12 protein-coding genes are annotated in these 14032 nt (G+C 38.7%); 3 read left to right on the forward strand and 9 right to left on the reverse strand.

What is annotated here, in order from left to right:
* The coding region (locus tag ACFIO3_RS02200) for a metallopeptidase TldD-related protein (protein ID WP_375704071.1) at positions 1-953 on the forward strand (953 nt) is incomplete at its 5' end.
* Between the two features lie 543 nt (positions 954-1496).
* Here the strand turns inward: ACFIO3_RS02200 and ACFIO3_RS02205 are convergent.
* The 8 genes from ACFIO3_RS02205 to ACFIO3_RS02240 form a co-directional block, all read right to left on the reverse strand.
* Positions 1497-2750, reverse strand: a complete 1254-nt coding sequence (locus ACFIO3_RS02205; protein ID WP_375614427.1) for a class I SAM-dependent RNA methyltransferase — start codon at positions 2748-2750, stop codon at positions 1497-1499.
* Entirely contained in the window at positions 2747-3490 is a 744-nt protein-coding gene (locus ACFIO3_RS02210; protein WP_375606411.1) for a TlyA family RNA methyltransferase, read from the reverse strand. Before ACFIO3_RS02210 ends, ACFIO3_RS02205 begins: the two co-directional genes overlap by 4 nt.
* A gap of 16 nt (positions 3491-3506) precedes the next feature.
* Positions 3507-5414, reverse strand: a complete 1908-nt coding sequence (gene dxs / locus ACFIO3_RS02215) for a 1-deoxy-D-xylulose-5-phosphate synthase (protein WP_375606412.1) — start codon at positions 5412-5414, stop codon at positions 3507-3509.
* A 236-nt stretch (positions 5415-5650) separates the two neighbouring features.
* A complete protein-coding gene (locus tag ACFIO3_RS02220) occupies positions 5651-5905 on the reverse strand; it encodes an exodeoxyribonuclease VII small subunit (protein WP_375606413.1) in 255 nt (84 codons plus the stop codon).
* Positions 5906-5912: 7 nt separating this feature from the next.
* On the reverse strand, positions 5913-7025 hold the full coding sequence (gene ribB, locus ACFIO3_RS02225; protein ID WP_375609085.1) for a 3,4-dihydroxy-2-butanone-4-phosphate synthase: 1113 nt from the start codon (positions 7023-7025) through the stop codon (positions 5913-5915).
* 15 nt (positions 7026-7040) lie between these two features.
* On the reverse strand, positions 7041-8129 hold the full coding sequence (gene aroC / locus ACFIO3_RS02230) for a chorismate synthase (protein WP_375606415.1): 1089 nt from the start codon (positions 8127-8129) through the stop codon (positions 7041-7043).
* A gap of 147 nt (positions 8130-8276) precedes the next feature.
* Complete coding sequence (gene fabI / locus ACFIO3_RS02235; RefSeq protein WP_375606416.1) at positions 8277-9095, reverse strand: enoyl-ACP reductase FabI; 819 nt, start codon at positions 9093-9095, stop codon at positions 8277-8279.
* Between the two features lie 127 nt (positions 9096-9222).
* Complete coding sequence (locus ACFIO3_RS02240; RefSeq protein ID WP_375614995.1) at positions 9223-10125, reverse strand: DnaJ C-terminal domain-containing protein; 903 nt, start codon at positions 10123-10125, stop codon at positions 9223-9225.
* Between the two features lie 321 nt (positions 10126-10446).
* On the opposite strand from ACFIO3_RS02240, the gene pdxH reads away from it, so the two are divergent.
* Entirely contained in the window at positions 10447-11070 is a 624-nt protein-coding gene (pdxH, locus tag ACFIO3_RS02245; protein WP_375609083.1) for a pyridoxamine 5'-phosphate oxidase, read from the forward strand.
* Positions 11071-11552: 482 nt separating this feature from the next.
* Here pdxH and ubiA read toward each other — a convergent pair whose 3' ends face one another.
* Positions 11553-12557: a 4-hydroxybenzoate octaprenyltransferase gene (ubiA, locus tag ACFIO3_RS02250; RefSeq protein WP_375606419.1), complete on the reverse strand. Its 1005-nt coding sequence runs from the start codon at positions 12555-12557 to the stop codon at positions 11553-11555.
* Positions 12558-12647: 90 nt separating this feature from the next.
* On the opposite strand from ubiA, the gene purD reads away from it, so the two are divergent.
* Positions 12648-13922, forward strand: coding sequence for a phosphoribosylamine--glycine ligase (gene purD / locus ACFIO3_RS02255; RefSeq protein WP_375606420.1), 1275 nt, complete (start codon positions 12648-12650; stop codon positions 13920-13922).
* Positions 13923-14032 lie beyond the last annotated feature (110 nt).

Here is a 14032-nt window from a genome sequence, read left to right on the forward strand (position 1 = left end):
TACAACATGTTGAAATTTTACGTGCAGATGGATATTTGGTTCGTGATATTCGTCCACTCGTACGACTTTCTATATCTGTGGTCGCCGCTGAAGGCAATCGACGTGAAAATGGTTTCTATGGATGTGGGGGGCGACAAGCATTTAACCAATTTATTCGTGAAGACAATTGGAAAGAAGCCGCGGATGAAGCCTTACGTATGGCTTTAACAAATTTAGAAGCAGAAGCAGCACCTGCAGGATCTTTTGATGTTGTCTTAGCCAATGGATGGCCTGGCGTTATGCTCCATGAAGCCGTAGGTCATGGTTTGGAAGGTGACTTTAATCGCAAAAAAACATCTGCTTTTGCTGGACTTTTAGGACAACAAGTTGCGGCAAAAGGTGTTACAGTTGTTGATGATGGAACAATTCCACAACGCCGTGGCTCTCTCACTGTCGATGATGAGGGGACGCCTTCAGGATATAACGTTCTCATTGAAGATGGAAAACTCGTTGGTTTTATGCAAGACAGGCTTAATGCACGGCTTATGGGAGGTAAATCAACTGGAAATGGACGGCGTGAATCTTATGCTTATGCACCAATGCCACGAATGACCAATACAATCATGCTAGGAGGAGATAAAACACCTGAAGAAATCCTTTCTTCACTTAAAAGTGGTATCTATGCTGTTTCATTTGGTGGAGGACAAGTTGATATTACTTCTGGAAAATTCGTCTTTGAGTGTACTGAAGCATACCGAGTAGAAAATGGTAAAATTGATGCACCAATTAAAGGCGCAACTCTTATTGGAAATGGACCGGATGCTATGAAACGTATCACAATGATTGGAAATGATAGTAAACTGGATAATGGTATTGGTATGTGCGGAAAAGCAGGACAAAACGTTCCTGTTGGTGTTGGACAACCTCATCTACGGATTAATAATATGACAATCGGTGGAACTGCGTTGAAGTAAGCTTGCTCATTCCTTCCCAATATTCAATACTGCCCCTTCTCGTTTATCAAGATGGTCTTGTGAAGGATGAATTTTTGCTACAAACATTGATTTATAAAGATAATTGAACGTTATTCATATTTAAATTAGAACCTTGAACACCGTAAGATTCTCTCATTTTAAATTTGTGTCTGTTGAATCAATTAAGATTATTCGTTTGTACGTTACAAGCGGGGGGAAATGCATGGAGTAAAACTGTACAAGAAAGAACTAAAAATACCTATAATGAACCATCTCAAGTGCCAAGAGCTATAGCAACATTAGGAAGTGGCCAATATTACGATGGTGTTTGCTTAAATACACATTCTTTATGATACATTCGTCTTTTGTATGGAGTAGTGGAGCAACTATCTTTTATGTTTCATAATAAAAAAGTTTAAAATAAAAAACACTTTCTACATTCAGTGCTCGTTAACTCAACGAGAAAAAGATTATTATTGTAGATAAATTTTAGAGAGATTTTATAATAATACTCAAATGAACTATGTCAAAAAAACTTTCAGGCTAAAGCTTCCAACTTTTCTTCTTTTTATTTTTGCTCAAAACAGCAACAACTTCGACATGGGGTGACCATAAAAATTGATCAATTGGTATGATTTTTTCTACTGTATATCCCCCTGCAACAAGAAAAGATAAATCACGAGCAAATGTAACGGGATTACACGAAATTGCCACAACACGTGATATTGTTGCCTTTGCCAGTTCATGTACTTGTTCCTCTGCTCCAGCGCGAGGAGGGTCAAAAACAACGCTTTCAAAACACTCAAGTTCCTTTACAGAAAGTGGATGGCGAAAAAGATCACGTTTTTCACAAGTGACTGTTTTTAAATCAGTTGCAAAACGTGCTGCTGTATTTAGATTTCTTAATGCATCTTCATTATTTTCTACTGCATGAACATTCATCTTTTTTGCCATACGCAAGGCAAATGTTCCTACCCCTGAAAACAAATCAAGAGCATTCTTTGCTTTTTTTAAATGAGTCAAAATAATATTGCCCATTATATGTTCAGCTTCACAAGTTGCTTGAAGAAAACCACCAGAAGGAAATTCAACACGGACATCTCCAAAATAAACCAATGGTTTTTCTTGCTCAACCAAAACTTCTCCGTCAACAGATAAACGTATAATCCCATATGAAAGAGCAGCACTGATCATTTTCTGACGAACACGCTCATCGCGTATAACACAACCGCTTAAAGCGATATCTAAACCGTTTTCAACAGATGTTATCGTTATATGAAACCGTTTGGCATGATTGCTTACAAGAGCACAAAGTGACCTGATATCATCTAGTTTAGACATAATCTCTAAACGCGTCACTGGACATTCTTCAAGAGCTATAATCTCATGAGAGAGATAACGATTAAAACCAACTTTTTGCCCCTGTGGGGTCATGGATGCTGTTAACGTCATCCGACGTCGGCTATAGGGTTTACATTCTATTAAAGGCGCAACAACATTATTAAGTCCATACTTTTTAAGTGCATCAACAACTAATTGTCGTTTCCATACGCAATAAGCATCAGTATGCCAATGCTGAAGAGCACACCCTCCACATTCTCCAAAATGCTGACAAAGAGCATCAACACGTTCTGGTGATTTTTCTTTTAATGCTATACATGTTGCATATTTTCCATGAACAGTAATTTCAGCACACTCTCCCGGTAAAGTAAAAGGAACATAAATAAAACCGTGGGACGTCTTGGAAGTACCATAACCATTTGCTCCAATATAGTCGATTATCACATTATCGTTCACTCTTGTTTTTCTCCGAATAGTAAATATTCCACATTGCCATCACCACCTGTAATGGGTGAAGGAAGTAAACCTTTTGCACGCCACCCTGTTTGAGTATCTAACCAGATAAAAAGTGCCTCAGCGGTTTTTTTAGCACTTGATGGATTTAATATTCCTCCCTTTCCAAGGTGCTTACGACCAACCTCAAACTGAGGCTTTACTAATAAAACAGCTTGAGCACCCTTCTTGGCTAAAGATAAAACGGGAGGCAATGCAAGTTTAAGAGAAATAAAGCTGACGTCGGAAACGATAAGATCAATTTCCCTACCGCCTAAATGTTCCTGTTGAAAATCTCTAACATTTAAGCCTTCTAATAACGTTATAGCCCTGTTGCCCAATAAACGTGCATCAAATTGATGATGCCCAACATCAACAGCAATGACATGGGCCGCTCCACGCTCTAAGAGAACTTGTGTAAAACCACCTGTTGATGCCCCAACATCAATGGCTGTCACTTTATCGGTTACAATCGGAAATGCATCAAGTGCAGAAATCAATTTCAATGCCGCACGGGACACATAATTTTGCGCTGGATCACAAACAAAAATTTCTGCATCATCAAAAACAATTTGCCCAGCTTTAAAAACTATTTTGCCATTAACTTTAACAGTTTTGCGTATAATTGCATCACGTGCACGTGAACGTGTCGTAAAAAAGTTTCTTTCAACTAAAAGAATATCGAGCCTTTTTCTGGAAGCCATCTCATACTTGAATTTTCTATCCCGTTCGAATCTCGCGTCCCAGAGCAGTAAAAACCGTATTTAAAATACCCATAGCATCAAGTCCGACACGTGAAAGAACTTTTTCTGGTGAACCATGACTCAAATATTCATCAGGAAGTTTTAGTGTACGAACTTTCAAACCATGCTCTAAGAGCCCTTCTTGCGCTAAAAATTGTAATATGTGTGCTCCAAACCCACCGATTGCACCTTCTTCAATTGTCACCAAAACTTCATGCTCACGTGCCAAACGACGCATCAAATCCTTATCTAAAGGTTTTGCAAACCGTGCATCTGCAACTGTTGTAGATAATCCTTCAACCTCCAACGCATCAGCAGCTTGCAACACTTCTGACATCCGCGTTCCAAAACAAACCAAAGCAATCCTATTTCCTTCACGCAGAACGCGCCCTTTTCCAATTTCTAATAACTCACCACGTTGCGGTAAATCTATACCAAGACCTTCACCACGTGGATAACGAAAAGAAATGGGACCCTGATCATAGGCTGCAGCTGTACGTACCATATGCATCAATTCAAGCTCATCTGAAGGTGCCATAACAACAAACTCAGGAAGAGTGGACAAAAAAACAATATCAAAACTTCCAGCATGTGTTGCACCATCTGCCCCCACAAAACCTGCTCGGTCAATAGCAAAACGTACCGGTAATTTTTGAATTGATACATCATGAATAATTTGATCATAAGCACGCTGTAAAAAAGTAGAATAAATTGCAACAAAAGGCTTATACCCTTCACAAGCAAGTCCTGCCGCAAAAGTTACGGCATGTTGCTCAGCAATACCAACATCAAACATTTTTTCAGGAAATTTTTCTGCAAAAGCATCAAGGCCTGTCCCTGTTGGCATCGCTGCTGTTATGCCCACAATCTTATCATCATGGCGCGCTTCTTCTGATAAGGCTTCAGAAAATACCTTGGTATAGGGTAGAATATTACTTGATGCTTTAACCTGTTTTCCTGTCGTAACATCAAAACGATTAACACCATGATATTTATCAGAAGATGCTTCTGCAGGTGGATATCCCTTTCCCTTATGGGTGACGACATGCACCAAAACTGGACCATTAGGACATTCACGAATATTTTTTAAAACGGGTAATAAATGCCCTAAATTGTGCCCATCTATGGGTCCCACGTAATAAAAGCCAAGCTCATCAAATAACGTTCCCCCAACCAAAAAACTACGCGCAAATTCCTCTGAACGACGTGCCTTATCCAAAAAAAACTTTGGCAATTTTTCGCTCAACATCTTTACGCGTTCACGCAAATGACGATAAGCAGGACGAGAAACTAGTCGTGCAAGATGTGCACTCATAGCACCTGTAGGCGGTGCAATAGACATATCGTTATCATTAAGAACAACAATCAAGCGCGCATCCAAAGCACCAGCGTTATTCATTGCTTCATAAGCCATGCCCGCAGACATTGCACCATCACCAATAACAGCGATAATATTGCGTCTTGTCTCTGCCTTCAAAGCACTCGCTACCGCCATGCCAAGACCCGCCGAAATAGAAGTAGACGAATGGCCCGCTCCAAATGGATCATACACACTTTCTGAACGTTTTGTGAAACCTGATAATCCTCCCTCTTGACGTAATGTACGTATTTTTTCTCTACGCCCCGTTAAAATCTTATGTGGATAGGTTTGATGACCAACATCCCAAATAATCCTATCCTCTGGTGTATTAAAAACATAATGTAATGCAACAGTGAGCTCAACAACACCAAGTCCTGCCCCAAGATGACCACCTGTTACAGAAACCGCATCAATTGTTTCTGCCCGCAACTCATTAGCCAACTGTACTAAATCAGACTCAGGCAAAGCCCGCAAATCTTGCGGGAAACAAATACGGTCAAGCAATGGTGTTAAGATATGAGACAAAAAAACTCCCTCCTATCACCTTAACTTAAGAGAACGCAACGATAAAAATACATCTTCTCTACTCTTTCATTGACAGTTTTGCATCTTTTTTACTGAAAAATCTCTATTTGAGATGATTTATGATTTTTCTCATTTTTAACTTATTTTATAAAAAAGAAACCAATAAAATTTGCTTTCTATAAATAAGGTTATTGCACTGCTTAATCCCGCAATAAATATCCAAAAATAGTTTAATACTATTGAGCATCAAGTGGTTCTACTCCTTCTGGAGAACCTCCTTCTGAAAGTTGAATTTTTTCAACTTTAGCTTCAGCAACTTTCAAGAGTTTTTCACAATGTTTTTTAAGCGCTTCACCACGTTCATAAATATCTATGGATTGTTCCAAAGGCACATCGCCACGTTCCAAATTTTCAACAATAACTTCAAGTTGCTTCAGCGCTTGCTCAAAACTTAAGGTCGTAATATCCCCCTCTTGTATTTCTTTTTTCATATGAACCTCACAAAATATCTATTCTGGATATACGAATTCCAAAACCTTCTAAATCTAAATAATGACGTTCTTTAGAAGTATAAACAATAACAGAACTGATTCCTAAATGTTTCAAAATTTGTGATCCTAAACCAATTTGTCGCCATTCTTCTTCACGTTCAATTGCCTGTATATGGTTTTCTGAACCGTCTTTTGCCATTTCCTGAATGCTCATAGCTGATTTTTCATCAATACCAACTGATCCTTGACGTAAATAAACAAAAACACCCCGTTTTTCTTTTTCCATCATACGCTGCATGATAGCGGTAACATCTGACGCTTGACCAAAAACATCATTCATAATGTTTTCACGATGCAAACGTACAGGAATATCTTCACCATCACCAAGATCACCAAAAACGATTGCAACATGCTGAACTGTTTCCCAAGGGAGTTGATAACTCTGAACAATAGCAGGTCCTACTGGTGTTTCAATAGCCATTTCTCCAACATGCCTGATCAACATTTCTTTGCGCTGACGATAAGCGATTAAATCCGCAACCGTTATCATATGCAATCGATGTTCTTGTGCAAATTTTGTAACTTCATCTCCATGTTTAACACTGCCATCATCATTGACCAACTCACCAATAACACCAACTGGCGGTAAACCAGCTAATTTACATAAATCAACAGCCGCTTCCGTGTGACCTGAACGCATAAGAACACCCCCTTCATGCGCAATCAAAGGGAAAATATGTCCTGGACGAATAAAATCGTGAGCACCAGCATTTGGATTAGCAAGATTGCGAACCGCTAATGTGCGGTCGTGTGCGGAGATACCCGTCGTTATCCCATGTTTAAAATCCACAGTAACAGTAAACTGGGTCTGATGTGCTGAATTATTATCTGGCACCATAGGAGCAAGATGAAACCGTTGTGCTTCTTCTTTTGGCATAGGTGCACAAACAATCCCTGTTGTGTGGCGAATGATGAATGCCATCTTTTCTTCTGTACAATGGACAGCAGCAACAGTTAAATCACCTTCGTTTTCACGGTCATCATCATCTGTCACCACAACAATTTCACCGCGTTCAAAAGCTTTAAGTGCAGAAACAATTTTTTCTTCATCATACACCATTATTCACCTTCTCACTCACCCAACTTGACCGCGATGTCTTAGATAATGGTCCGCAATAGCACAAGCAACCATCGCTTCACCAATGGGAACAGCGCGAATCCCAACACATGGATCATGACGTCCCTTCGTTATAACATCTACATCATGACCATCAACATCAATAGAGCGACGAGGCGTTAAAATTGATGAAGTAGGCTTGACAGCAAAACGTGCAACAATTGGCTGTCCACTCGATATTCCCCCTAAAATACCACCAGCATGATTGGATAAAAAAAGTGGTTTTCCATCATTTCCCATCCGCATTTCATCGGCATTTTCTTCTCCCTTCATGCGGGCTGCCGCAAAACCATCCCCAATTTCAACTCCTTTTACTGCATTAATCGACATAAGGAAGGATGCAATATCTTGATCCAGTTTTGCGTAAATAGGTGCTCCTAAACCTGCCGGAACATTTTCTGCAATGATCTCAACAACAGCACCAACAGATGTCCCCTCTTTACGGAGTTTACTGATATAATCACTAAAAATGTGAACCATCTCTGCGTCAGGTGTAAAAAAAGGATTATTATCAACCTCTGACCAATCCCAACGATCACGATTAATATTATGAGGACCAATTGCTATCACTGCTCCTCGAACCACCAAACCAGGAACAATTTTACGTGCAAATGCACCCGCTGCAACACGTGCTGCTGTCTCCCTTGCCGAAGAACGCCCTCCTCCTCGAAAATCACGAATGCCATATTTAATATCATAAGTATAATCCGCATGTCCTGGACGATATTGATGGGCAATCGAGCTATAATCCTTCGAACGCTGATCTGTATTTCTAATCAACAGAGAAATTGGTGTACCTGTTGTAACCAATGCCGTCCCATTGTCCTGAGCGATAGCTCCTGAAAGAATTTCTACTTGATCCAATTCGCGTCGCTGCGTTGTATATACGGATTGTCCTGGTCTCCGTTTGTCAAGATAAGCTTGAACTTCTGCAAGAGTAAAAATAATTCCAGGCGGACAACCATCAATGACACAACCAAGAGCAGCACCATGACTTTCTCCCCATGTGGTTACACGAAACAAATGACCAAATGTATTATGCGACATGAAAAAAGATCCGTTTCTCTGTCAAATATACGCCAACGACAACATATGTTGAGTTATACACAAGACAGCTCTTTGTTCCAAAATACTCTCAGCCGCTTTTAATTTGGTCAAATTACCGCTGTTCAATAAAACCCTATAAACCAAACTTTATTCTTTAACGACAGAAATGTCTGGTGCATCAACTGCTTTCATACCTATGATATTATAACCCGAATCGACATGATGAACTTCACCAGTAACAGAACGAGACAAATCTGAAAGAAAATAAAGAGCAGAATCACCAACCTCTTCAATTGTTACTGTACGGCGTAATGGAGCATTATATTCATTCCATTTTAAAATATAACGGAAATCACCAATACCTGAAGCTGCTAACGTTTTAATCGGTCCAGCAGATATCGCATTAACACGAATATTTTTGGGACCTAAATCTACCGCTAAATACTTCACGCTCGCTTCAAGAGCTGCTTTAGCAACCCCCATGACATTATAATTGGGAACAACCTTTTCTGCACCATAATAGGTCAGTGTCAAGATTGAACCGCCATCCGGCATCAACTTTTCTGCACGCTTTGTTAGAGCTGTTAGGGAATAAACGGAAATATTCATGGTCATCATAAAATTTGATTCGCTGATATCAACATAACGACCACTTAATTCATCTTTATTAGAAAAACCAATAGCATGAACTAAAAAATCGAGTTTGCCCCATTTCTTCTCTATGGCTCTAAAGACTGAATCAATAGAAGCACTGTCAGAAACATCACAATGTCCACAAACAAATCCCTTTAATTCTTCAGCCAAAGGCTCAACACGCTTTTTCATGGCTTCACCCTGATAGGTAAAAGCAAGCTCTGCCCCTGCGCTACTCGCCGCTTTAGCAATTCCCCAAGCGATGGAGCGATTATTGGCCAACCCTAAAATTAAGCCACGCTTACCGTACAATAAACCATTACCCTTAGCCATTAGCACTGCCCCATTGTTACTTAAAATTAATATTATTCATTTGCCTATGACACAGGTCAACTTTTTCTTCAAGTAATTGGTTTAAAATCAAGCAAAAACTATGCTTTATATATAAAAAAATTAAAATTTAATCTTTTTGCATTTGCAAAAACTGTTCTAGCGCAACATTTTTACCTTCCGGCAACATAATACGAACATGCACATAAAGATCATCTCTTGTACCACTTTTTAAACGAAGTCCTTTTCCTTTCAACCGTAAAACGCGATCAGAACTTGACCAAGCAGGAATCGTTAAAACCACACGTCCCTCCAATGTCTCAACTTCTTCTTTTGCTCCCAAAACAGCATGTTTAAGAGAAACTGGTAAATCAAGATGAAGTGCCCTTCCTTCAACCCGAAAACGAGGATGTTTTTGAATCTGAATGGTTATTAATGCATCTCCTGCTTGCCCATGAGGAACCTCTTCTCCCTGACCTTTTAAACGAATAGTTTGCCCGTCTTCAATATAATCTGGAAGTTTAATTTTTAACTTTTTTCCATTAGGAAAAACGGCTTCCACCTTTTCTGCGCCAACCATCTGCTCTAATGTTATGGCAAGATTAGCACGAATATGTGCTCCTTGTTGAGGGCGATTATAGTGTTTGGAATTCGAAAAGCTACCGCCTCCCCCAAACAGATCGCGAAAAATATCACTCGCATCAAAACCTGCACCACCTGAAGAGGAAAAATCAAATCCTCTCGCTCTTCCTGAAAAAGGATTTTGTTTATTGTTAAAATTCTCACCAGCACCATAGGCTTGATAAAGTGGTTTTCCTTCCATATCAATTTCACCGCGGTCAAATTGTGCTTTTTTATCTTTATCACCTATAATTTCATAAGCTTGATTAATTTCAGCAAACTTTTCTTTAGCCTTTGCATCATCTTTATTGTGATCTGGATGATACTTCTTTGCTAATTTTCTAAATGCTGATTTAATCTCTTGCGATTTTGCGGTACGTGCCACACCCAGAATCGTGTAGGGATCACGCATATTGCCCTCTTTTCAATTTTTTGGTTTTCAAAATATCAACGGATATGTTTTCAATATCCCTCATAACTTTATCAATCTATTCTAGAGAATAATTTCTTCTTTCTTTATATGTCTATCAATAAACTAAAATACCAGATAAAATGAGATATTTATTTAATATAGCTCATTATCGTCTATGCTAAAGACAAAAATAATGGAACCACTATAAAAATACACGATAGCATTGACTTTTTGAAAATAGGAAAAAATGCTACTTTACTTCGAGATGACAAAGTAAATAAGAAAATGCCTTACCCATGCTCGCTGACATTTGGAGACACTATGAGCGATAAAATCCCAACAGATGATCATTTTATGCAAATGCAAAAACCTTTTGAACTTTTTGCAAAATGGCTTGAAGAGGCAACAATAAGCGAAATAAATGATCCGAATGCTATGGCACTCGCAACAGTAGACGAAACAGGACTTCCTAATGTTCGTATGGTTCTCCTCAAAGACTACAGTCCCCAAGGATTCGTCTTCTATACCAATTATGAAAGCTGTAAAGGACAAGAAATTTTAAAATCAATGAAGGCATCCTTAGGTTTTCATTGGAAATCGCTCCGTCGTCAGGTCAGAATTAGAGGCATTGTTGAAAAAGTAAGTCAACAGGAAGCGGATGCCTATTTCCAATCGCGACCACGTGGGAGTCGAATTGGGGCATGGGCATCTAAACAATCTCAACCATTAGACAATCGTTTTGTGCTCGAAAAAGCAATTGCTCAATATACTGCACGTTATGCAGTAGGCAATATTCCACGACCACCTTATTGGTCTGGTTTTCGTGTTAAACCCCTTTCTATAGAATTCTGGTGTGATCGCCCATTTCGTTTACATGATCGTCTGCTTTTTACGCGTGATTGTGTTGAACACAGCAATTGGAAAAAACAAAAACTTTATCCTTAATCCTTCAAGCTTTATCGTTATGAAGACTTTGTCTTCCTAAGGGTTCAATGACTATTTTCTATTTGCAAATTTCTAAAACAAAATGATTAGTTTCCTTTCAATAGAAAAGTTTTATTTTCACTATAAAAGTTGGTTGATAATATCTCCTACTGCATTGCTTGAAGACAATAGATGCGCAACAAGCTTTTTTAAGAGAAAACACGATATTCAACAAAAATTATGATTTTATTTTTGTAATTTCTGATAAGAGAAAGTGCACTTTCAATTAAAAAAGTTGTTCATTCCTCCTAAAGTCTATTTTTATTTCAATAAAATTTGAAAAAATCGTTATTTCAAACCAGAAAGATCTGGAATAAAACTAATCATAAAATACAAAAAGCTTTGAACATGAAAAAATAATACACTTTAAAATTAATGAAAGTATCTTTGTATTTTCATTCCTCTCCTCATCATCAGAATATATGATTTTATCTAATTCATTGTTAGGCTGCAGGATAAAACATCATCCATATACCACCACATACTAAACCAGCAAAAATCACAAGACCAATAAGCGAATTAGATTTGAAAAGCCTGAGGCATTGCGCACTGTCATCTATATCAATAACTTTAATTTGAATAAACATATGGATACTTGCCACAAAAACCCCAAAAAAACTAAGAACAGGGACTTCAGCTAAATAAAATGCTAAACTCACGAACAGTACAAAACCACCATACAAAAATACTAAAGCACGCTTGGTTTCTTTACCGAAGAGAAGTGCTGTAGAACGCACACCAACCGTAGCGTCATCTTCTTTATCTTGATGGGCGTAGATTGTATCATATCCTATGGTCCACAAGATTGATCCCACATAAAGCAAAATCGGTGACCAGCTTAAACTTCCAAAGACAACAGCCCACCCCATTAATGCCCCCCAATTAAATGCAACGCCTAAAAAAAACTGCGGCCAATATGTTACGCGTTTCATAAAAGGATAAAATGCAACAGCTATCAATGACGAAATACCGAGAAAAAAACTAAACCTATTAAATTGTGATAAAACGCCTAAACCAACCAAACATTGCACAAGTATAAAAACTTTTGCTTGAAACCGACTCACATGACCTGTCGGCAATGGGCGAGAACGTGTTCTTTCTACCTGAGAATCGATTTTATGGTCAATAAGATCATTCCAAGTACATCCTGCCCCTCGCATAGCGATGGATCCTAGAAAAAAAAGAAAAAGATACCAAACCCAATGAAGCAACATTGATGAAAGAGTATCATAATGCATTTCATAAGAGAGAAAAGCCATTGTTGTTGACCAAAAACAAGGCCACATCAACAATTGCCATCCGATAGGCCGATCCCAACGCGCCAATTGCGCATAAAACCATAAAGAACAGGGAAGTAAACTATAGACCCATTGTTTGGAAGATGCATCCATAACCCGTCCTTGGCTATTATAGGACTGAACAGGTGCGATATTTTTATTTTTTTTCATCAAATGATTTACCTTTAGTCTTGCGATAGAGACATTTCATTCTTATGAGAAGGAGATGAAATTAATCATCTTCTATGAGAGGAGCAAGCAATGAATATTCTTCTTATTGGCTCAGGTGGACGAGAACATGCTTTAGCATGGAAAATAGCAGCATCACCACTGCTAACAAAGTTATATTGTGCTCCTGGAAATCCTGCAACAACAGAATTTGGTGAAAATATTAATTTAGACATTGATGATCACCCCCTTATTATTGATTTTTGTAAAGCACATTCTATTGATCTTGTGATTGTAGGACCAGAAGCACCATTGGTTGCAGGTATAACAGATTCTCTTAATAGCGCTAACATCTGTGTATTTGGTCCTACTCAAAAAGCTGCTCAACTAGAAGGTTCAAAAGCTTTTACAAAAGATTTATGTCATAAGAATAACATTCCTACAGCAAGTTACCAATGCTTTAATGATGCCGCTAGAGCCAAAGCTTACATTCATCAACAAGGTGTTCCCATTGTTATTAAAGCTGATGGCTTAGCTGCCGGCAAAGGTGTCGTGGTTGCAACAACTATAGAAGAAGCATTTAACGCTGTTGATGCCTGCTTCAAAAGTGCATTTGGGGATGCAGGAAACAAAATTGTTGTAGAATCTTTTCTGGAAGGTGAAGAAGCAAGCTTCTTCTGCCTTTGTGATGGTAAAGTTGCTCTTCCCTTTGGATCTGCTCAAGATCATAAGCGTGTAGGAGATGGAGATACTGGAGCAAACACCGGTGGTATGGGTGCTTATTCACCAGCACCCATCATGACCCAAGAAATAGTGAATCGTACCCTTAAAGAAATTGTTGAACCAGCTTTAAAAAGCATGAACGAAATGGGCGCCCCCTTTAGAGGTATTCTCTTCGTCGGCTTGATGATAACGCAAAAAGGACCCGAATTAATTGAATTTAACGTACGATTCGGTGATCCTGAATGTCAAGTTTTAATGATGCGCCTTAAAGATGATATTCTACCAATTTTTCTTGCCGCAGCTCAAGGAAATCTTGAAAATAAACCTCTTCAGTGGTCTGAAAAGACTGCTCTCACCGTTGTTATGGCTGCTAATGGTTATCCAGACTCTCCCCAAAAAGGGACTGTTATTCGTAACGTTGATAAAATAGATACTCTTCCCGATGTGAAAGTTTTTCAAGCTGGTACAGCATTACGAAATGGACAACTCATTGCAAATGGTGGACGTGTTCTCAATATAACAGCAACAGGAAAAACGATTACGCAAGCACAAAAACGTGCTTATGAAGCCGTTGATTATATTGATTGGCCAGAGGGTTTTGTTCGTCGCGATATCGGATGGCGAGCTATTGCGCGAAAAAACTAAATCCTTTGACTATTCTTTTTTACGATTTGATGATTTCACGTAAGAGCATGATACACAAATTTTCTCACTGTTTTACGTTGACCATAATTTTGAAAAAATGAGTGTGCTTT

The organism is Bartonella sp. AD328YNZD, assembly GCF_042196425.1.